This window comes from Bacteroides sp. AM41-16, assembly GCF_003603495.1.
Taxonomy (GTDB): domain Bacteria; phylum Bacteroidota; class Bacteroidia; order Bacteroidales; family Bacteroidaceae; genus Bacteroides; species Bacteroides uniformis.
Map to the genome: position 1 here is coordinate 111,871 of NZ_QTNE01000010.1, position 21,631 is coordinate 133,501.

General features: G+C 47.4%; 15 protein-coding genes. 14 read left to right on the forward strand and 1 reads right to left on the reverse strand.

The genetic code is table 11. The annotated features are described in order from the left end of the window. The first annotated feature begins 146 nt into the window (after positions 1 to 146). The 4 genes from DW896_RS11025 (at position 147) to DW896_RS11040 (ending at position 6,854) form a co-directional block, all read left to right on the forward strand. A complete protein-coding gene (locus DW896_RS11025; protein WP_005825009.1) occupies positions 147 to 3,395 on the forward strand; it encodes a TonB-dependent receptor in 3,249 nt (1,082 codons plus the stop codon). A 12-nt stretch (positions 3,396 to 3,407) separates the two neighbouring features. Next, a complete protein-coding gene (locus tag DW896_RS11030) occupies positions 3,408 to 5,177 on the forward strand; it encodes a RagB/SusD family nutrient uptake outer membrane protein (protein ID WP_005825008.1) in 1,770 nt (589 codons plus the stop codon). A 26-nt stretch (positions 5,178 to 5,203) separates the two neighbouring features. After that, entirely contained in the window at positions 5,204 to 6,061 is an 858-nt protein-coding gene (locus tag DW896_RS11035) for a hypothetical protein (protein WP_005834823.1), read from the forward strand. A 70-nt stretch (positions 6,062 to 6,131) separates the two neighbouring features. Further along, entirely contained in the window at positions 6,132 to 6,854 is a 723-nt protein-coding gene (locus tag DW896_RS11040; protein ID WP_005825006.1) for a hypothetical protein, read from the forward strand. A 321-nt stretch (positions 6,855 to 7,175) separates the two neighbouring features. Here the strand turns inward: DW896_RS11040 and DW896_RS11045 are convergent, their stop codons facing one another. Beyond that, positions 7,176 to 7,817 (reverse strand): HU family DNA-binding protein, encoded by a 642-nt coding sequence (locus DW896_RS11045; protein ID WP_005834825.1) that lies wholly within the window; start codon positions 7,815 to 7,817, stop codon positions 7,176 to 7,178. A gap of 359 nt (positions 7,818 to 8,176) precedes the next feature. Here DW896_RS11045 and DW896_RS11050 point away from each other — a divergent pair, with 359 nt between their 5' ends. From DW896_RS11050 to DW896_RS11095, 10 genes are all read left to right on the forward strand, one after another. Then, positions 8,177 to 9,505, forward strand: coding sequence for a VapE domain-containing protein (locus tag DW896_RS11050; RefSeq protein WP_005825002.1), 1,329 nt, complete (start codon positions 8,177 to 8,179; stop codon positions 9,503 to 9,505). A 260-nt stretch (positions 9,506 to 9,765) separates the two neighbouring features. Then, complete coding sequence (locus tag DW896_RS11055) at positions 9,766 to 10,893, forward strand: Rid family hydrolase (protein ID WP_005825000.1); 1,128 nt, start codon at positions 9,766 to 9,768, stop codon at positions 10,891 to 10,893. Between the two features lie 79 nt (positions 10,894 to 10,972). After that, positions 10,973 to 11,587: a DUF4369 domain-containing protein gene (locus DW896_RS11060; protein ID WP_005824998.1), complete on the forward strand. Its 615-nt coding sequence runs from the start codon at positions 10,973 to 10,975 to the stop codon at positions 11,585 to 11,587. Next, positions 11,559 to 13,010: a DUF6057 family protein gene (locus tag DW896_RS11065; protein WP_005824997.1), complete on the forward strand. Its 1,452-nt coding sequence runs from the start codon at positions 11,559 to 11,561 to the stop codon at positions 13,008 to 13,010. The genes DW896_RS11060 and DW896_RS11065 overlap by 29 nt, the downstream gene beginning before the upstream one ends. Before the next feature lie 3 nt (positions 13,011 to 13,013). Further along, the gene (locus DW896_RS11070; protein ID WP_005824996.1) at positions 13,014 to 14,489 is read left to right on the forward strand and encodes a PD40 domain-containing protein; all 1,476 of its coding nucleotides are present in this window, start codon (positions 13,014 to 13,016) and stop codon (positions 14,487 to 14,489) included. 50 nt (positions 14,490 to 14,539) lie between these two features. Continuing rightward, positions 14,540 to 16,306, forward strand: a complete 1,767-nt coding sequence (locus tag DW896_RS11075) for a DUF6057 family protein (RefSeq protein ID WP_005824995.1) — start codon at positions 14,540 to 14,542, stop codon at positions 16,304 to 16,306. 10 nt (positions 16,307 to 16,316) lie between these two features. Next, positions 16,317 to 17,777, forward strand: a complete 1,461-nt coding sequence (locus DW896_RS11080) for a hypothetical protein (protein WP_227741004.1) — start codon at positions 16,317 to 16,319, stop codon at positions 17,775 to 17,777. 131 nt (positions 17,778 to 17,908) lie between these two features. Then, positions 17,909 to 19,024, forward strand: a complete 1,116-nt coding sequence (locus tag DW896_RS11085; protein WP_009037803.1) for a glycoside hydrolase family 26 protein — start codon at positions 17,909 to 17,911, stop codon at positions 19,022 to 19,024. A gap of 22 nt (positions 19,025 to 19,046) precedes the next feature. Next, positions 19,047 to 20,219, forward strand: a complete 1,173-nt coding sequence (locus tag DW896_RS11090; protein ID WP_009037804.1) for a glycosidase — start codon at positions 19,047 to 19,049, stop codon at positions 20,217 to 20,219. A gap of 17 nt (positions 20,220 to 20,236) precedes the next feature. After that, positions 20,237 to 21,631, forward strand: coding sequence for an MFS transporter (locus DW896_RS11095; protein ID WP_005834847.1), 1,395 nt, complete (start codon positions 20,237 to 20,239; stop codon positions 21,629 to 21,631).

Sequence of the window (21,631 nt, forward strand, 5' to 3'; positions counted from 1 at the left end):
CCTATGAGAAAGGAGTGATATGTATACCAACCACTTTATAGAATAAGGTATATTTAATTTTTCCTCAAAAAGAGAAGTTTAACCTTATATTAAACGGTAGATGCCGCCAGGCAATACCAATTCATTAATCTAAGAAAAATACAAGTATGAATTTAAATTTCAGAAGAACCGCGCTGCTCGTGGGTATCTGTTCGGCTGTCAGCCTGACTTATACTCCGCAACTTTTCGCCGCATCGGTCGATGCAATAGATGCTGTGCAGCAAGCAAAAAAAATCACAGGTACTGTAACAGATGCAATGGGACCGGTCATCGGTGCCAATGTATTGGAGAAAGGAACCACAAATGGTGTCATTACCGACATTGACGGTAATTTCACATTGAATGTTCAGCCGGGAGCAACGATTGTTGTGTCTTTTATCGGTTATCAGCCGCAAGAAATAGTGGTAGGTAACCAGACTAGTTTCAAGATTCAGCTAAAGGAAGATACGGAATTGTTGGATGAAGTAGTCGTAGTGGGTTACGGTGTACAGAAGAAGAAACTGGTGACAGGTGCTACGGTTGAGGTAAAAGGCGAAGACATCGCAAAATTAAATACTACGCAGGCATTGGGCGCTTTACAAAGCCAGTCTCCGGGTGTAAATATTCAGGCCGTTTCCGGTCAGCCGGGTGATGGGTTTAAAATTAATATTCGTGGTGCTGGTACTAACGGAAATACAGCTCCAGTTTACGTTATTGATGGTGTAGCCGGTGGCGATATTAACGCCTTGAATCCTGCCGATATTGAACGTATTGACGTGTTGAAAGATGCTGCATCTTGTGCAATTTACGGTTCGAGCGGTGCCAACGGTGTTATCCTTATTACTACGAAGCAGGGTAAGGTAGGAAAGGTTTCTGTATCTTATGATGGAAACATAGGTTGGGCAAATATATATAAGATGCCTGATATGTTGAATGCCAAAGAATATATGGCGGTAATGGATCAAGTGGCCTATAATAATGGAGGCCAACCGTATGATTGGTCAAAATTCGTAGATGCTGATTTGCTGACTGCTTATCAGAATGGTACCAATCCTGGTACAGATTGGGTAAAAGAATTCCGGAATAAAAATGCTGTGGTTACTAATCATGCGTTGAATGTAACAGGTGGTTCTGAATTCTCCAAATTTTCGACAGGTATAGGCTATCAGTATCAGGATGGTGCATTCGGTGGTCCGGTGAAGACTGACTATCGTCGTTTTACTTTCCGCATTAATTCTGAGCATGTGATATATCGTAAGGGAGATGTGGATGTGATAAAGTTTGGTGAGAATATATATTATCAGCACAAACAGAATCAAGGTGTGCAGTTAGGTAATCAATATTCGAATGACCTTTCTAATGCTTTGCGTGCTATTCCTCTGATTCCTGTATATAATGAAAATGGTGATTTCTTCATGTATGATGATTTGAAGAATTTTGGAACGAGTGCTAATGGTATACTTGATTATACTGCATATGCTTCTAATCCGATGGCTCACATGGTATATAATCAGGCTGGGAATAATAAGAATAAGAATTTTAATCTGAACACAGCGGCATATCTGGAAGTACAACCACTTAAGAATCTTATTTATAAAGGTCAGGTTAGTTACAAACAATGGTCAAGTTCATGGCGTTCATATCTTCCCGTTTACCAAATTAATAATCAGGGAGATAGCCGTGATAAAGACCAAACGATAAATAACGTGTCTTTGGGTTGGAACTGGAGTTTGACTAATACGTTGAGTTATCGGTTTGATATTACAGACTTACATCATTTTGATGTTTTGGCTGGTACAGAGTATTCTAAATCAAGACCAACTTATGGCGAATCAGTAGAGGCAACCGGTTATAATAGTGCTTTTGGTGACTTTACACATGCTTATTTGCATAATACAGAACGTAAAGCTACTGCTACAGTAAATGGTTATCCCTCGGATTATGGTTCTAAGATGTCTTATTTTGGACGTTTGAATTATGACTTTAAGGAAACTTATATGTTTTCTGCTATCATTCGTGCCGATGGCTCGTCTAAGTTTGCGAAAGGCAATCAATGGGGATATTTCCCATCATTCTCTGCTGGTTGGGTTATTTCAAACGAGGCTTTTATGAAGAATACTGCTTCTTGGCTTGGTTTCTTGAAAGTCCGTGCTGGTTGGGGACAGAATGGTAATGACAATATCCCTAATTCAAATTGGCGTGCCGGTTACGAGTTTGGCGATTATGGTCTTTATACATTTGGCTCGGATAAGAATGGAGGTACAACCGGAGCTTACCCGAATCGTTTGGCTAACCCCGATTTGACATGGGAAACTTCAGAACAGACCAATATCGGTATTGATGCCCGTTTCTTGGATAACCGTCTGAGTTTTACCATGGACTGGTATAGCAAGCAGACGAAAGACTTGTTAGTGGAAGTGGGTACCAATGCGGCTTCCGGTTTCGCTACTCAATATCAAAATGCTGGTACGGTAAAGAATACTGGCCTTGAACTTTCAATGGGCTGGAGAGATCAGATTGGTAAGGAGTTCAAGTATGGGGTGAATGTCAATATGGCCTATAATAAGAATGAAGTAACGGAGGTTAATAACGCCAATCATTTTATTGAAGGCGGTAATGATTTGTTGGCTCAAAGTACGGGTCGGTTTGTCCGTATGGAAGAAGGACATCCTATTGGCTATTTTTATGGTTATAAGACGGATGGTGTCATTCAGAACCAGAATGACTTGCAGGCATATCTTGACCAGAATTGTAAAGGAAATGCGGCAAACTCTAAGCAAGGTGCAAGTATTAAACCGGGTGATTTGAAGTTTGTGGATGTTGATGGAAATGGGGTGATTAATGATGACGATAAGACTGATTTGGGTAATCCTCATCCTGACGTGACAATGGGTCTTACGTTAAGTGCGGAATATAAAGGATTTGATTTCTCTGTAACAACCTATGGCGCTTTTGGTGCACAGGTAGCTCGCTCTTGGCGAAAGTTCTCAGATGGACAGTATGAAAACTATACGACAGAAGTTTACGATTACTGGCATGGCGAAGGAACCTCAAACAGATATCCGCTGCTTGCGCCGGGAAATAGTGGACAGAATTTCCAGGCCATTTCAGATATTTATATTGATGATGCCGACTATGTTCGCATTCAAAATCTGACTATAGGATACGATTTCAAGAGAATTTGGAAGAACTGTCCGTTCCAGCAACTTCGTGTGTATGCTGCTGCACAGAATCTATTTACTTTTACCGGTTATAAAGGGATGGATCCGGAGAATGGTAGAGCCCTCAATGACAAAGAACCGTGGGTAACCGGTGTTGATGTAGGTAACTATCCTCAACCTCGTACTTATATGGTAGGTGTTAATGTTAAATTCTAAAATTGATACACGATGAAAAAAATAGCATATTTAATAGGTGCAGCTTTGATGATAGCAGGAATGTTTGCTTCTTGTAGCTTGGACTCGATGAGTCTGACGGAAAAAGATACGACCAATTTTCCTAAAACGGCTGAAGATGCCAATCAGGCTTTAGCTGCCATATATCAGAACCTGAATAATGTCAATGCTTTTCCACAGCAGTCTTTCTTGTATAATTCTCTGCTGGCTTGCGATGATATGTTGGGTGGTGGTGGTCCCAATGATAAGTTGATGCAATCTTTGGACCTTATTTGTAATACGGGTACAAATGCTACGCAGGACTACTGGGTGGCTCGCTATCAAGGAATCAACCGTGCCAATACGTTGTTGGAGGCTCTTGCTGGTATTGAAATGGATCCGGAAGTAAGAGCGCAGGCTGAGGGCGAAGCCAAGTTCCTTCGTGCTTTTTATTACTACGAGTTGGCTTCCATGTATGGGCGCGTACCTTTGGTGATTACTGCTTTGTTGCCCGAAGATACTACTCCTCCGACTGCCGCTGTTATCTGGGGGCAGATTCTGCAGGATCTTCGCGATGCGGCTGCAAATATGCCGGCTGTTCGCAAGTCGGATGGGCATGTTGATAAATATACGGCTGAAGCTATGTTAGGACGTGCTTGGTTGTATTATACTGGTATGTATGGCAATGGTGAAACTCTGAACGATTTGGTTAGTACGAACTATAGTCCGTTGACTTCAGTTGATTTGCCTGATGGGACAACTTTGACCAAGCAGGATGTGGTTGGGTATATTGATGATTGTGTGAATAATTCTGGTTATAGTCTTGTTCCTGAGTTTCGTAATTTGTGGGCATATACCAATAAATGTACGGTAGAAGATTTTCCGTTTACTGCCGGTCAGGGATTGAAGTGGGTAGAAGATGATGCAGCGGTAAATCCCGAATCCATGTTTGCCATTAAATATAATAAACTTGCATCTTGGAGCACTACTATCGGTTATGGTAACGGTTATGCTCTGCATTTTGGTGTACGTGGCAATGATCAGGCCAATTCTTTCCCCTTCGGACAAGGATGGGGTGCCGGTCCTGTAGCTCCCAATTTTTATAATGATTGGAGTGTGGCAGAACAAGATGATGCCCGTCGTCCGGCCTCCGTATTCAAGACGGAGGATATGCCGAGTTATAATAAAGGTGGTGGTGACGGCTTTATCCAAGAAACGGATTATTATCAGATGAAAATAGGTTCTATCATGGCTTATAGTACGGATGCGGCTGGAAATAAAACGATTGAGCCGGTATTTGAGAAGATAATGTATGGTGCCGACGGCTGGATTAATGATAATCTGATGCAAACCGGTTCTATTCATGATTTGGTTTTGATTCGTTTTGCGGATGTATTGTTGATGCAGTCTGAATTGAAGGAAGATGTTTCCGGTATAAACAGAGTGCGTAGTCGTGCCGGACTTGAACCTATTGGTACATATTCGTTGGCTGCATTGCAGAATGAACGCCGTTGGGAATTATGTTTTGAAGGTACTCGCTGGAACGATATTCGCCGTTGGCATATTGCTGCCGATGCCCTTGAAAGACAGACGGGAGCAAAGGTTTATACAAATGGGGCTGAAAGCCGTAATGTGGCGCAGAACGGTGGTTATGCCGCACGTTATAAGGCTACGGCAGGTTTCCAGAAGATTCCCGAAAACCAAGTCCTCCTGAATGAAGGAAAGGTAGAACAAAATGAGGGTTATACGGATGCAAGTGCTGAGTATAATGGTTGGCAAGAATAGAATATGAATTTAAAATGAAAAAAGATATGAAAAAGATATTATTCGCAATACCTTTGTTTGCAATGCTGCTGGTGGCTTGCGATCCGATAGTGGATGAAATCAGTCCGGATCCCAATGTCACACCGGAAAATCTTACTTTTGAACTTGTGGCCAAGAACCAGGGAAACAACAACATTCAGATTGTTCCTACTCCGTCACGTTATGTGAAGGTTTATGATGCTACGTCTGATATCAAGTTGGCAGAAGGTACGGCTCCGTCGGTTCAAGTAGCTCCTCCTAATAAAGAATTGCAAGTATATGTAACAACCATTAATTCGGACGGCTCCATAACAAAATCGGCTTCCAAATCAATAGCAGTAACGGAGTATACAGATCTTCCCGCTATTTATGCTGATGTATTCGGCACAACTCCGGACGGTGGTTATGGAACAACCACTTGGGTCTGGAATACAGAAGCTGCAGACGGTTGTTGGGGTAATGGAGGTTATCTCGGCAATACCGGCCCCGGTTGGTGGATTTGTGATGCTGTGGGAGATGTCGGAAACGGTAGAGGGCAAATTGATGAACAAGCTGTAGGAAAAGGATTGCCTGATGATGGATTAAATGGTTGGTTCTCACTTAGTTTGACTGGTGTTCAGACAAGTCGTGGTGAAAGTGGTTCTGTCAAGGTGTCAGAAGATGTGGTGCAATCCGGTTGGGATGTAGGTACTATGGAGTTCTCTGGTACTATTCCATTGTTAGGTATACAGCCGAATCAAGGAAATGCACGTCAGTATGAGTATCATATTTTGAAGATTACAGAAGATGAACTTCGTCTTTGTGCTCCTGAACCCGGTGCTGGCGCTTGGGGTACGGCATGGTTCTGGAACTTCAAGAAAAAATAGTTAATATTGAAAGGTACGGGTGGGTAACGACCACTCGTATACTTTTATTACTAATTAAAAAAATGCAACAATGAAACGAACTTTCTTTTTGATATTACTGTTCTTCTGTGCTCTTTTTGTTAAAGCGGATGTTTTGGGACCGTATACAATGGATAGTAATGTACCTCCCACACCAACCGGATATGCTCGGGTTGTACTTCCGATAGGAGGTGCTGACGCTTCGGTAGCCGTAAGCATAACTGTTTGTGACGAAAGTGGTCAACAGTATGTTTTGAGAACTACTACCCCAAATGCTGCTCCATATTGTTATTTCTTGGCTTATGGCGTTTACCGCGTGGTCGCTTTAGAGGATTGTACAGCACAATCTAATTGGGGCGCACTTACGGTTGGTACAATTTTCGAAGTGACAGGAGGTGGCTATATTTCTTTAAATTATATAGGAACAATCTCTACTCCAAGTATTGTTCAAGCATCGGGTACTGATGATAATGTTCCTCCTTCCAAAGTAGGTTACAATATAATGAAAGTGTATGGAATAGAGACAAACGGCGGTGGGGTGTTGGTTGATTCTGACAAAAAAGAATATGGTATCTTTAATTATACCGGACATATAGGCGGTGCTCATTACTTTTACATTAAGCCAGGCACATACACTATAAAATCTTTGAGTGCTACCAATGGAAATTATATTTATTTGGAGTATGGAAATGTTAGACAACCGCTTTCTGCTGGTAGGACTTTCACAGTTCCTGCGTCATTCTTCTCCATTGTGTTTTCTAAAAAGGCACTTTAAGAATAATCTATAAATGAATTATTCAACTCAAAGCAGTTGTCGTTACCCCCCCGACTTTATTAGTCGCCCGTAACATCGGATAATTGTAAATGCATTAACCGAATAGTACAATTGTTTAATGGTTAAATCAGGAAAAGGCGAGTCGTGAGATTCGCCTTTTCGCATTCATTCTCTATTGCCTTTCCGGATGCAATTCACATTCCTTTTTGTATTACCCCTGATTTCAGGGCGCAGAATGTTTCTTTTTATCCCTGCATCTCCTTCACCTCCTTCTCCCATCCTCCTGTTCATTGGCTTTCCCGGTGAAACCGCTTTCCACCCTCATCGCCCCGCCTTTGCATCGCGCGACACGCCGTAGTATCCCGGCATGGCCCGGTAGATGGGTTGCGTGGGCTTCCCCACATTCTTCAGCTTGCCCTCTTGCTGCAACCGTTTCAGGTGGACGTTCGCGGTGGTGCGCGCCATGCCGCAGAGCGCTTGGAAGTCACTGCGAATCAGCACGTCGTGGTCGGCAAAGTATTCTTTCAGCTTCATGTCTATCTCCACTTCCGAAAGCTTCAGGGAGTGGCGGGTGTATTTACTGCGGATGGCATTGACTCCCGTCATCGCTTGTTTCAGCCTGACGTCGGGACGGAAGCTGATGCTTTTCAGCCGGAGTTTCAGGTGCTTGTTCGGGGTGCTGCGGGTCACTTTCTGTGTGGCTTCCAGGGTGGGGGCGAAGTAGCCCAGCCCTTCGATGTGCACCTCGTGGCCGTCGCGCAGTTCTTCGCCGCAAATTTGCGCCAGGCAGTCTATCGCGTTCATCACGTCGCCCACCGTGAGCGAGCTGCGGGCATGCACGCGGTTGTAGAGCTGCCGCATGGTTACTTTCCCGTTGAGCAACGGGCGGGGATGGAGGCCTCTCTCTTCAGGGGCTTCCTCATTAGTGCCCGGATTCTCGTACCAGTCATATAGTATTGCCATATCAATAGGTTTTAGTGCGTTCAACATACTTGTTTCTTCCCTCGGAAGTGTCTTCCTGTAAGTGAACGACTCCGGTCGGCCGAACGAATAACCCGGGTCGTTCGATTGAACGACCTAAGTCAGTCGATTGGACGACCCGGGGCGTTCACTTATAAAGAACCGTGCAAAGGTACTGAAAATAAAGGGTTCCGAAGCATAAATAAGTATGTTTGTCGGCAGGAATGATTTTTGAAGAATAAGCGGAGAATGGTTTGCAAAACGCCCTCGGCAGGCAGTAACTTTGGCGAAGAGGCGAGAGGAAAGAAAGGATGATTCCCTTCCTCGAAACCTCCCAATAATCATTTTAATAAAAAATATTTATGAAGAAAAAACTGATGACTTTGCAGCAACACCGGCTCTTGAAGGAAGCGGGACAACTGATAGCCTTTTCCGAAAGGCTGAAACACGCACAAAAAGAAACGACCGACCGAAACTGGAAGGAGCGGGAAGAGCAGCGCCGCCGGAGCGCGAAAGCCGCAAGCACCGTGACTGCACTGAGCGGCGACATCGAGGAGTTCCTCACTTCGCGCTACGACTTTCGCTATAATCTGCTGACGGATGAAACCGAGTTCCGCCCCGCCGGACAACGCTCTGCCGCCTTCACCCCCGTGGGCAAGCGCGAGTTGAACACTTTCTGCATCGAAGCCCATGCCGAAGGTATTCCTTGCTGGGACAAGGACTTGAACCGATACGTCTATTCCACTTACATCCCTGCCTACCATCCCTTCCTGCTCTACATGGACGAACTGCCCGATTGGGACGGCAAGGACCGGCTGACTGCGCTTGCCTGCCGCGTCTCTTCTCGGCCTCACTGGGTGCGGGGATTCCATACCTGGATGCTGGGACTTGCCTCGCAATGGATGGGCGTGTCCGGACTGCATGCCAACAGCGTGGCTCCCGTTCTCGTCAGCCGCGAGCAGGGACGACGGAAATCCAGCTTTTGTCGCGCCTTGATGCCTGACGTGCTGACGCGTTACTACGCCGACAACCTGAAACTGACCTCGCAGGGACAAGCTGAGAGAATGCTGGCGGAAATGGGGCTGCTCAATATGGACGAGTTCGACAAGTATGCCGACAACAAAATGCCCTTACTGAAAAATCTGATGCAGATGTCGGTGCTCAACATCCGCAAGGCCTATCAGCAGAACTTCAGGCAACTGCCCCGTATCGCCTCGTTCATCGGCACCAGCAACCGGTTCGACCTGCTGACCGACCCCACCGGGAGCCGGCGCTTCCTCTGCATCGAGGTGAAGCACAATATTGACTGCATAGGCATAGAGCACGACCAGATTTTTGCCCAACTGAAAGCGGAACTCATTGCCGGGCGGCGCAACTGGTTCACCAAGCCGGAGGAGGAGGAACTGCAATGGCATAACGAGGCTTTCTATCGTGTCAGCCTTGTGGAGGAGGCGGTTCACAGCTTGTTTCGTACCCCGCTTCCGGCAGAGAAGAGCTTCGACCTGACTGCCGCCGACATCTTTGATGAGTTACAAAAAACGCATCCCGCCTTGATGCGTGGCAGCAATCCCATGCAGTTCGGTTCGGTGCTGCTGCGGGTGGGACTGAAACGCCGGCATACGAAGTACGGCAATGTATATGAGGTGGTGAGAAGGAAGAAAGAAGTTTCACCGGAAAGGGTTGAACGATAGGGAAATAATGCGAAAGGTGAAGGGGTGAAGGAAGAGAAAGCCGGTTTATAGTCTCATTACGGATTGACATAGATTCCTATTAATTCAGGTTGTAGATGCCGATGGGATAAATATTTTCGCTCATAATAACTGTATATTTTATAGATTTCTATAAAAGTAACTTTTTTATAAGAACAAAACAAGCGAAAGTTGCGATTTTCACTACTCCTTGTCGGATAAAAAACTTATCTTTGCGATTGAAACAATCTCTTGTTAATGATATGAAATACACATCATACTCTTATCCTTCAGGCAGGGCGGAAGTGGCTGCATTTGTTGTGACCGGCGGAGTGACGGAATACCATGTGATGATACATGCCACTGACCCGAAACAGACCTATCGTGAACAGATGAATGTCGTGTTGGATGCGTATGCCGCTTTACTGAAAAAAGAACTGTCCGGAGCCGTGGCGGTTTTTAAAAGATACTTCCTGAGTGATGCCGCCAACCAAGCGGAACTGTTGCTTGCCGCTACGGCGGAAAGCTCCGATTGCGCGCTGTCTGTGGTGGAACAGCCTCCGCTGGATGGCACCAAGATTGCTTTGTGGGCCTATCTGCAGACCGATGTGCAGACACGAGTGCTGCCGAACGGACTGTATGAAGTGAAACACGGTGCTTACCGCCAGCTCTGGATGGGAGGCAGCTTCAATCGTGCCGCCAATTCGGAATACCAGATGCGTCTTTTGCTCAACGACTATGCCATGCAACTGATGGAGGAAGGGTGTACTCTGGCCGACAATTGCCTGCGTACCTGGATATTTGTGCAGAATGTGGATTGCAATTATGCCGGTGTAGTCAAGGCACGCAATGAGATGTTCGTCACCCAGAACCTGACGGAGAACACGCACTATATTGCCAGTACCGGTATCGGTGGGCGTCATGCCGATCCGAAAGCATTGGTGATGCTTGACGCTTTTGCTGTAGCGGGATTAAAGCCCGGACAAATCAAATATCTCTATGCCCGCACACATCTGAACCCCACTTATGAGTATGGAGTCAGTTTCGAACGGGGAACGGCGGTGGATTACGACGACCGTCGGCAAGTACTCATTTCCGGTACGGCGAGTATCAACAACCGTGGGGAAGTGATGTATGCCGGAGATGTACGCCGTCAGACAGAACGGATGTGGGAGAATGTGGAGGCTCTGCTGAAGGAAGCTGACTGCGGCTTTGGAGATGTAGGGCATATCATTGTCTATCTGCGTGATATTGCGGATTATGCTGTAGTGAAAGAGATGTTTGACAAGCGTTTTCCCGATACGCCGAGAGTGATTACGCTGGCTCCCGTCTGTCGCCCGGGGTGGCTGGTGGAAATGGAGTGTATGGCGGTGAAGAAAATCTCTGATTAAAAATATTATCTTTGGTTAATTGAATATTAGGCTGACAGTTGGTAAACGCCTACCTTTGTTGAAATTCTAATGTATAAGGATGAAAACACGTATCTTGCTTTTCTGTATCAGTTGCCTTCTTTGGGCAAGTTGTGGAAATTCCGGACAGAATTATGTGATTGAAGGAACGTTGCCGTCGGTGAAATACGACGGGGAATGGATATACCTCGTGCCGATGGAGAATGCGCCGGGGCGGGTGGATTCTGTAAAGATAACCAATGCCTCTTTTTCTTTTTCCGGACAAGGGGAGGAGATGAGGGTGTTGCGTCTGCGCCATCTGCTGCGTATCTACATCCAGGAACTGCTGGTGGTGACGGAGCCGGGAACCATACATGTGAAGGCCGACTCTGTCGGTTCGGTAACGGGCACTCCGCAAAATGATGCCCTTCAGAAATGGAAAGAGGGGAGGGAAAAGAAGCAAGAGGCTTACCATTTTATCCGGACGGGACTACGGAATGCCACCGGAAAAGATTCACTGCATCTGATACGGATACGTGACAGTCTGAGGATGCAGGAGCAGGAAACGAACTTTCTGTTTTTGAAAGAGCAGGGAAACAATACGTTGGGGACATTCATGCGGAAGATGGTGCGTGGCTCCTTGACGGAAGAACAACAAAAACTGTTGGATGAAAGCTTGCAGAAGGAAATACATTGAATGGGGAGCGGCAGGAATCGGTGCTTTGGCGTTGTTTCTTTTTTTCTTCCGGATATTGCCCTATCATCTGTTCCATCGGGAGCAGACACAGCTCTTTTTGCTTGCCACCGAACCATTGGCCGGGTATCTGCGGCATCCGGCGGCTCTGGCACGTCTGTCAGGAGATTTCCTCACTCAATTCTTTTATTACGAAGGGGGTGGCCCGACCATAATGGCTGTCGTGCTGTTGCTTTGGGGAGTGGTGGTGTTTCGTTTGTTGGCTCCGTACATGGGACGTTGGGCGTGGATTCCTACGGTGTTGGCGGTGGCTTGGGAGGCAGGAAGGCAATGCGGATTGAGTTATCCGCTTTCCGGCACAATCGCTTTAACCGGTATCGGAGGTGTTTTGTTGTTGTGCCGTAGCTGCATGCGACGTTCGTGGAAGTCGGGCTTACCGGTAAGCATATTGGCGGTATTGTCCGGCTATTGGCTGTTTGGCTGTGGCGATTGGTCGTCACGATGGTACAATATGCCCGATTTAGGGCGGGAATATCTTTTGGCGTTGGATTCGGAAATGTATTTCGGCCGTTCGGAAAAAGTACGGAAACTGTTGGTGGAGGGTGAATACCGCTCTCCGTTCACTGCCTATTATTATAATTTGCTGAATGCACAGCAGAACCGGCTTCCCGACCGGCTGATGGATGGTTATCAACCGGCTTCGCAAGGGCTGTTTCTGCCTGTGGCTCCCCATTCTACCTACCTCACTATTTATGCAGCCAATGAAGTCTGGTTTGCGTTGGGAGATATGACGATGGCTGAACATGCCGCCATTCTGGGAATGATTTTTTCTCCGCACCACACCGGGGCAAGAGCTGTCAAGCGTTTGGCGGAAATCAACCTGGTGAACGGTGATGAGGCGGCGGCTATGAAATATCTTCGTCTCCTGCAAAAGACAATGTGTTACCGTGATTGGGCAGAACGACGTATTCCCGGAAAACAGACGGCCGAAGTCTGCCAATGGCTGGAACGGAAGCGGTTGTTGTTGCCTGCAACGGATACTTTGCGTTCTTCTGCCGACATTCCGCTTTCACTTCGTCATCTGTTGCGTAACAATCCTGATAATACGTTGGCATGCGATTACCTTCTCTGCTTTGATTTGCTGAATAAGGATATTGGGGCTTTCGCCGGAGATTATCGGGAGTTTGCTGCAAAGAAGTTTCCTTCCAGATTGTATGCCGAAGGTTTACTTATCTATCTTGCCGGGAAAAAGGCTTCGTTGGATGAAGTGGAAAAATGGAATATACCGCCTCAAGTATTGGATGAATTTGGCGATTATACCCGACTGTACGAGGCGAATGGTGGTAATGGTGCCCCTTTGCAAGCCAAATACGGAAAAACATATTGGTTTTATTTCCACTATGCTACGATGAAAAAGGGGAAGTGATTTATGATGAACATAGATATGAAATATATACAAGTTGTTGTGGGGCTGTTACTGTGCTACTGCCTATATGCTTGCAGTCCCCGTCCGGAGTCTGTACAGCCTGCAGACCGGTTATTGATGCTCTATCCGGAATATCAGGATGTAACCATTCCCTACAATGTGGCTCCTTTGAATTTCCTTGTGCGGAATGAAGGGGTGGATGCGGTATGCGTGAGTGTAAAGGGAGCATCGGACAGCTTGGAGATAAATGCGCGCGGGAACAAGGCGATATTCCCCTTGAAAGCTTGGCGTGCATTGCTTGAAGCGGAGAAGGAACATACTTTGGAAGTAACTGTTACTGCCCGTACCGACGGCCGCTGGCTGCGCTATCCTTCCTTTGCATGGCAGGTAGTGGCGGACAAGCTTGACGCCTATGTCAGTTACCGTCTGATAGAGCCCGGTTATGAGGTATGGAATACCTTGCAGATACGTGAACGTTGTATTGAGAATTTCGAAGAGCGTATTTTGGCGGATAACAGTCAGACAGACGGCAAGTGCATGAACTGTCATGTGCACGGAGGAAATAGTGGCAACCTTTCGATGTTCCATCTTCGGGGTGAGGGAGGGGGGACTGTCCTGAACCGTGACGGCAAGCTCCGTAAGCTTGCCTTGAAGAATGAACAGATGATATCTGCGGCTGTCTACGGGGATTTCCATCCTGACGGGCGGTATGGTGTGTTCTCGTCTAATGTGATTATTCCCATGTTCCATACGGAAAGTAACCGCCGTCTGGAAGTTTACGATACCGTCTCCGATTTGGCTGTCGCCGATTTTGACGGAAACCGGATGATTCTATCTCCGCTTACGGCGGATTCCACCGTATTGGAAACTTTTCCCACATTCTCTGCCGATGGGAAATGGATATATTACTGCTCAGCTCCGACTGTGCCATTGCCGGACAGCGTACAGCAATTACGCTATTCGCTTTGCCGCATTGCGTTCGATGCCAATCACGGCGCATGGGGTGACCGCGTGGATACCCTTTGGAATGCCCGGCTGGAGAAAGGCTCCGTGTGTCATCCGAAAGCCTCACCGGACGGACGCTACCTGCTTTATACCGTTGCTGATTATGGAACATTCCCCATTTGGCACCGGGAGACGGAATTGCAGCTGATGGATTTGCAGACGGGCGCCATCGACTCCCTGCCAATGGTCAACTCCAGCCGTTCGGACACTTATCACAGTTGGTCGTCAGGCAGCCGTTGGTTTGCCTTTGCCAGCAAGCGGGGTGACGGGCAGTACGGGCGGGTTTATTTTGCCTATCTGGATGCTGAAGGGAAGGCGCATAAGCCTTTTGTGCTACCCCAGTCGGACCCTGAAAAAGACGATTTGACATTGAAATCCTACAATATTCCCGATTTGTCGGCTACTCCCGTTCCTTTTGATGCTTCTTCCATCAAGCGGATAAACCGGCAACTGAAGGCTGAGGAATTCAAATGACAAGACATACAGAGAGTACCAAATTGTAAATAATAAATTGTAAATAGTAAATGTTCTTATTTCTGAAAAAGACTTGGAAGATAGGGTTGTCGATACTTTTTGGCGTAGCGGTGCTTCTCTTTTGGGGAAGCGTATATCCGGCCCATATTTCCTATCAGGAGCAGTTCCAGCTTTTCTTGTTCGATGCCGACTACTGGTGGGAACGGATAGTGGTTCCCGGTGGGTTGGCCGATTATATCGCTGAGTATCTGACGCAGTTCTATTATCACGTGTGGGCGGGAGCTTGTATTCTGGCTTTTTTGTACGTGTTGTTGCAACGGTTGGTTTGGAAACTGGCGAAGGAGCAGGGTGCGGCTGATGTGTATTATCCGCTGAGTTTTCTGCCCATCATTGTCTTGTGGCATTTCATGGGTGATGAAAATGCGATGCTGTCATTGGTGGTGGCTCTGCTGTTAGCATTGTCTGCATCCTGCTGGTATGCGGATTTGAAAGGGAAGTGGCAGCGTGTGGCATACATTCTGATAGTCCTTCCGCTGCTTTACTGGACAGCGGGTGCGGCACACTTCATCTTTATGGGCTGGGTGATTGTACGCGAGTTCCGGTTGAATCTTAAAGGTAAGAATTTCTGGGGTGGTGTCGGAGTGTTCTGGGGTGTAGGATTGTGGGGTATCGGTTGTCCGCTATTGGCAAGCATGTGGGTACAATTCCCCATTTACCGTCTGATGGGTGGTATAGGATATTACCGTTTCCCGGCAGTGATTCCCTGGATAGAGATAGGGCTTGCCGTATTACTGGTTGTTCTCCCCTTCCTGCTGTCCGCTTTGCCCGCTTTGAAGAAGAAGCCGGTATTTTATGGAGTTCTGCAAGTGGTGGCGGTAACATTGTTCGGCTATTACTACGTGGCGGCCGGTTGCGATATGGATAAAGAGGAAGCGATGGAGTATGACCAGCTGGTACGTAATAAACAATGGCAGGAGATTATAGAAAAGGCAGAAGAGAAGTCACCGGTTTCACCTTTCGGCGTGACCTGCCTGAATCTTGCTTTGGGAAAGACGGGACAGATGGGCGACCGTATGTTCGAGTTTTACCAGAACGGGACGGAAGGGCTGCTGCCGGAGTTTCAGCGTGATTTTACTTCTCCGTTGCCCACCAGTGAGGCATACTATCATTTGGGTATGGTCAATACGGCACAGCGTTTCACTTTTGAGGCGATGGAGGCCATACCTAACTTCAACAAGAGTGGCCGTTGCTTCAAGCGTCTGGCAGAGACGAACCTGATAAACGGGCAATACGAAGTGGCAGCCAAGTACCTGCGTTTGTTGAGGAAGACAATCTTCTACAGGGATTGGGCAGAGGATGCCATGACCTATCTGTATAATGAGGAAAAAATCAATGCCCACAAGGAGTGGGGTTGGTTAAGGCAGATACGCTATACGGAAGACTTCTTGTTCAGCAGCCAGGAAACGGACATCATGCTGGGGCTGCTTTACCAGCACAACCACCGGAACCGGATGGCATTTGAGTATATGCTGGCCTATGTCCTGCAGCAACGTGATTTGGAACGTTTCATGAAGTACTATCCGCTGGGTAAGCATGCCGGCTACGACCATATTCCCCGCAGCTATCAAGAGGCGTTGATATATGTATGGACACAGACGCACAAGAACTTCCAGGGTATGCCGTGGAGCATTTCGCCCCAAGTGGTGCGGGATGTAACGGAATTTGCGCGGATATATACCTCGCAGCAGAATGCCCGGCAGATGTTGGAGGCGCGTTTCGGCAGTACATACTGGAATTATTTGCTACTAAGAAAGTAAAATGAAAAAGATGAAGAATATAGCTGTTTGCATAATGGCTGCATGGTGGTTTGCCGCTTGCGGCAATCCGGTGACTTCCCCGGAAAGGGTGGATGAATGGCCGGATATCTATCCCGACTATATCGGTGTGACTATTCCTGCAACCATTGCTCCTATGAATTTCAATTGTATTGGTGGAGCGTACGAACGTGTGGATGTGACCGTGACCGGAGGAAAGTCCGGAGAGATGCACGTAAATGATAAAATAGTATCATTTCCGCAAGATGCATGGCAAGAGCTTTTGGAGGAGAACAAGGGTGATAGCCTTCTGTTTACGGTATGTATCCGGAAAGACGGCGAGTGGAAACAGTACCGCTCTTTTCCCATGTATGTCAGTCCGTATCCTATAGATTATGGGGTGGTATACCGCAAGCTGGCTCCCGGATATGAAGTTTATAGCAAGATGGGCATTTATGAGCGTGACCTTGCTTCGTTCGAGGAGCGTCCCTTGCTGGAGAATACCATGGTGCCGGGCATGTGCCTGAATTGTCATGCTTTCAACAAAACAAATCCGGACCATCTGAGCCTGCATATCCGTGGAAAGAACGGAGGGACCTTGATGCAGATAGACGGGAAGCGCGAAATGCTGGATACGAAAACGGATTCCACTCTCTCTGCGGGTGTATACCCCTATTGGCATCCAAGCGGAAAATTCATTGCCTATTCCGTCAACAATACGCGCCAGTCTTTCCATGCGGTGAAGGATGAGCGTGTGGAAGTGCTCGACTTGGAATCGGATGTACTGATCTATCATCCCGAGACACATGAATTACTGCTCTCTCCCTTGCTTCAGAAGAAGGAAGTCTTCGAAACCTTTCCAGTATTTTCACCGGACGGACGCAAACTGTATTTCTGTGCTGCGGAGGCCAAGCCGATACCGGCAGAATATAAGGAAATACGTTATAGCTTGTGTAGTATAGATTTCAATCCGGAAGACGGGACATTTGGCGAAACGATAGATACGCTGGTCAATGCGGCAGCTATGAAGAAAAGCATCTCCTTCCCGAGGCCCTCGTACGACGGTGAGTATATCATGTTTACTTTGTCGGATTACGGGAATTTCTCAATTTGGCATAAAGAAGCCGATTTATGGCTGTTGGATTTGAAGGATGGCGGTATGCGTCCCATAAAGGAGGTGAACAGCGATGATACGGAAAGTTTCCATAACTGGAGCAGTAACTCCCGATGGTTTGTGTTCAGTAGCCGCAGGGGAGATGGGCTTTATACCCGTCTGTATCTGGCAAGTATGGATGAGAATGGGGTGGTGGGCAAGCCTTTCCTGCTTCCTCAGGAAAATCCTTGGGAGTATTACGACCGTCTGGTCTACTCGTACAATGTTCCCGATTTTACAAGCGAACCGGTGAAGCTGGAACGCCGGAAAGTGGAACGGGGAATTGTCTCGCGGAAGCGCGTTCCGGTGAAAGTTAGATGATACGTTTTTTATATTCTGTTTTTTAATACAGTAAAGGGATAAAATTGTATCATTTTCTCTTGGTGCAATCCGCTATCTTTGTGCCAGGAATTAGTGTTACCAATAACAATACCAGATTGAAAAACATGGATATGAGAAAAGTAAAATTTGCTATGATGATTCTGGCGGCAAGTCTGTTGACCGCCTGCGGTTCTTCCAAGAAAGAACAGAGTGTGAATGAAGAGACGGCTGCTGCGCGTACGCAGGAAACGGAGAACTTACTGGCTAACTTGAAAAAAATCCCTTCCAAAGGTATCATGCTCGGCCATCATGACGATACGGTATATGGTATCGGCTGGGAAGGTGAGGAAGGCCGTTCGGATGTGAAAAGCGTGTGTGGCGACTATCCGGCTGTTATCAGCTTTGATTTGGGAGAGCTGGAACTTGGGAATGCCGCCAATCTGGATAAGGTTCCCTTCGATAAAATCAGGAAAGAGATAATCAATCAGTATCAGCGGGGCGGCATGGTTTCGCTCAGTTGGCATGCGCGCAATCCCAAGACGGGCGGTGATGCCTGGGATGTATCGGATACGACGGTGGTGAAGTCCATCTTGCCTGGTGGCGAGAATCACCAGAAATTTGCCGGCTGGTTGGGAGGAGTGGCCGATTTCCTTCATTCGTTGAAGACGGCGGACGGCGTGAAGATACCCGTACTTTTCCGTCCCTGGCACGAACACAGCGGCAGCTGGTTCTGGTGGGGCGAAAAACTGTGTACCCCTGAAGAGTATAAGGCATTGTGGCACATGACAGTGGATACTCTGCAGGCCAAAGGAGTGGACAATGCACTTTATGCTTACTCTCCGGGCACGGAACCCAAGGACACGACGGAATATTTGAAGAAGTATCCGGGCGATGAGTTGATAGACGTTATCGGTTTCGATACCTATCAGTTCGATCGGGATGCCTATCTTGCCGGGATGGATAGGGCACTTTCCATTATCAACAGTGTAGGGAAAGCACACAATAAGGTGATTGCTGTGACCGAAACCGGTTACGAAGGAATTCCCGATGCCAAATGGTGGACTGGTACTCTGCTGCCTGCGTTGGAGAAATATCCGCTTGCCTATGTGCTGGTGTGGCGCAATGCCCGTGAAAAGGTGACCCATTACTATGCCCCCTATCCGGGACAGACATCTGCGGAGGATTTTGTGGAGTTCTATAACAATCCCAAGACGCTGTTTGCAGCTGATGTAAATCTGTATCAATAAACAAACAATCAATATAACAGACATGGAAGCTTTTAAAGAAAAGGTAGAGAGGCTCTTTCAGAAACACGAAGAGTTGATTACGAGAAAGAATGTGGCCGTGGAAGACGGCAATGACATATTCACCCGCTATAAATATCCGGTAGTGACGGCTGCTCATACACCTGTATTCTGGCGGTATGATTTGGATGAGAAGTCCAACCCGTACCTGATGGAACGTATCGGTATGAATGCGACCATGAATTCGGGGGCCATTAAGTGGAATGGCAAGTATCTGATGGTGGTACGTGTAGAGGGCGCTGACCGTAAGTCGTTCTTTGCCGTAGCCGAGAGTCCCAACGGCATTGATAATTTCCGGTTCTGGGATTATCCCATCACCATGCCCGAAGACGCGATTCCGGCAACGAATGTATACGACATGCGCCTCACGGCTCATGAGGACGGCTGGATTTACGGTATCTTCTGCGCCGAACGCCACGACGACAATGCGCCTGCCGGTGATTTGTCCTCGGCTACGGCTACAGCTGCCATTGCCCGCACCAAGGATTTGAAGAACTGGGAACGCCTGCCCGACCTGAAGACCAGGAGTCAGCAGCGCAACGTGGTGCTGCACCCGGAGTTTGTAGATGGCAAGTATGCCCTCTATACCCGTCCGCAGGATGGCTTTATTGATGCCGGCAGCGGTGGTGGTATCGGCTGGGCGCTGGTGGACGACATAACCCATGCCGAGGTGAAGGAAGAGAAGATTATCGACCGGCGCTACTATCACACCATCAAGGAGGTGAAGAATGGTGAAGGTCCGCATCCCATCAAGACTCCGAAAGGCTGGTTGCATCTGGCTCATGGTGTCCGCGGTTGTGCCGCCGGATTGCGTTATGTGCTTTATATGTACATGACTTCCCTGGAAGACCCGACGAAACTGATTGCCACTCCCGGTGGGGCCTTTATGGTACCCGAGGGTGAGGAGCGTATAGGTGACGTAAGCAATGTACTTTTCACCAACGGCTGGATTGCCGACGAAGACGGAACAGTATTCATCTACTACGCTTCTTCCGACACGCGGATGCATGTGGCTACCTCTACCATTGATAAGCTGGTGGACTATTGCATGAATACGCCTGCTGACGGCTTGTCTTCATCAGCTTCGGTAGAAACGTTGAAGAAGCTGATAGACAAGAATTTGCAGATAATGAAATAATAAAAATACAACATACTATGGCAACACTAAAAGAGAAAATCGGTTATGGTTTTGGGGATATGTCTTCCTCTATGTTCTGGAAAATATTCTCCTATTACTTACCGTTCTTCTATTCGAATATTTTTGGTTTGAGCTTGGCTGATGCAGGATTGCTGATGCTGGTGACACGTATTTGGGATGCAGTGTCCGATCCGATGATGGGAGTCATTGCAGACCGTACTCATACGCGTTGGGGTAAATACCGTCCTTATTTGTTGTGGATTGCAGCTCCTTTTGCCATTGCCGGGATTTTACTTTTTACAACGCCCGACATGGGGACAACGGGTAAGCTGGTATGGGCTTATGTCACTTACATCCTGATGATGACGGTATATACGGCAATCAATGTACCATACGGGGCTATGTTGGGAGTAATGACTGATGATTCGAACACAAAAACGGTTTTCTCTTCTTACCGTATGTTTTTTGCATACGGAGGTAGTTTTATCGCTTTGGGAGCATGGGAGCCATTGTGTAATTGGTTTAAATCAATGGACTATAGCAATGCTTCCAGTTGGCAATATGCCATGGTATGCATTGCCACGCTCTGCTTTTTGGGTTTTCTGTTTTGCTTTAGCATGACGCGCGAGCATGTCAAGAGTGTGGCGTCCGAATCCATCGGTAAGGATGTGAAGTCACTGGTGCGCAATTCGCCTTGGTGGATATTGAATGGTGCGGCGTTGTTGTCGAATTTCTTCAATACGGTACGCGGAGCTACTGCCGCCTACTTCTTCAAGGACTATATCAGTGCCAATGCATTCCTCGATTTCGGGGTGTTCAATCTGGTATTGTATGCCGGCTTGTTCCTGATGGTGGGTGAAGTGTGTAATATGATTGGTGTGGCGCTGGCTGTGCCTCTGTCCATGAAGTTTGGAAAGAAGTCCACTTATATCATTTCGCTCGTGTGCCTGGTAGTGCTCAGCGTGCTCTTCTTCTTTGTGCCGAATGACGGGCTGGGATGGTGGCTGATGATGATTTTCCAGGTGCTTATCTCCATCTGCACCGGTATCGTATCTCCGTTGATTTGGAGCATGTATGCGGATGTGGCGGACTATGCCGAGCAAAAGGATGGCACATCCTCTACGGGGCTGATATTCTCTTCCGGTTCTATGGCGCAGAAGTTTGGCGGTGCATTTGCAGGCTGGGCAGTAATGGCACTGTTGGCATTCTTCGGTTACAATACCGCAGAGAATGCCGTGCAGACTCCCGAGGCGCTGGATGGCTTGAAGTATCTGATGAGCTTTATTCCTGCTGCGATAGCCGCACTTTCCATCGTTGTCGTATTCATCTATCCATTGAATAAGACGCGTATGGCAGCCATCAATGCAGACCTGAAAGAGCGCCGTGAGAACCTTCAGCAGAATAACTTATAA

What these genes read in the sequence shown, in the direction of transcription:
- DW896_RS11025 (WP_005825009.1), top strand. Translation starts at nt 147, where the DNA reads ATGAATTTAAATTTCAGAAGAACCGCGCTGCTCGTGGGTATCTGTTCG.
- DW896_RS11030 (WP_005825008.1), top strand. Translation starts at nt 3,408, where the DNA reads ATGAAAAAAATAGCATATTTAATAGGTGCAGCTTTGATGATAGCAGGA.
- DW896_RS11035 (WP_005834823.1), top strand. Translation starts at nt 5,204, where the DNA reads ATGAAAAAGATATTATTCGCAATACCTTTGTTTGCAATGCTGCTGGTG.
- DW896_RS11040 (WP_005825006.1), top strand. Translation starts at nt 6,132, where the DNA reads ATGAAACGAACTTTCTTTTTGATATTACTGTTCTTCTGTGCTCTTTTT.
- DW896_RS11045 (WP_005834825.1), bottom strand. Translation starts at nt 7,817, where the DNA reads ATGGCAATACTATATGACTGGTACGAGAATCCGGGCACTAATGAGGAA.
- DW896_RS11050 (WP_005825002.1), top strand. Translation starts at nt 8,177, where the DNA reads ATGAAGAAAAAACTGATGACTTTGCAGCAACACCGGCTCTTGAAGGAA.
- DW896_RS11055 (WP_005825000.1), top strand. Translation starts at nt 9,766, where the DNA reads ATGAAATACACATCATACTCTTATCCTTCAGGCAGGGCGGAAGTGGCT.
- DW896_RS11060 (WP_005824998.1), top strand. Translation starts at nt 10,973, where the DNA reads ATGAAAACACGTATCTTGCTTTTCTGTATCAGTTGCCTTCTTTGGGCA.
- DW896_RS11065 (WP_005824997.1), top strand. Translation starts at nt 11,559, where the DNA reads ATGAAAGCTTGCAGAAGGAAATACATTGAATGGGGAGCGGCAGGAATC.
- DW896_RS11070 (WP_005824996.1), top strand. Translation starts at nt 13,014, where the DNA reads ATGATGAACATAGATATGAAATATATACAAGTTGTTGTGGGGCTGTTA.
- DW896_RS11075 (WP_005824995.1), top strand. Translation starts at nt 14,540, where the DNA reads ATGTTCTTATTTCTGAAAAAGACTTGGAAGATAGGGTTGTCGATACTT.
- DW896_RS11080 (WP_227741004.1), top strand. Translation starts at nt 16,317, where the DNA reads ATGAAGAATATAGCTGTTTGCATAATGGCTGCATGGTGGTTTGCCGCT.
- DW896_RS11085 (WP_009037803.1), top strand. Translation starts at nt 17,909, where the DNA reads ATGAGAAAAGTAAAATTTGCTATGATGATTCTGGCGGCAAGTCTGTTG.
- DW896_RS11090 (WP_009037804.1), top strand. Translation starts at nt 19,047, where the DNA reads ATGGAAGCTTTTAAAGAAAAGGTAGAGAGGCTCTTTCAGAAACACGAA.
- DW896_RS11095 (WP_005834847.1), top strand. Translation starts at nt 20,237, where the DNA reads ATGGCAACACTAAAAGAGAAAATCGGTTATGGTTTTGGGGATATGTCT.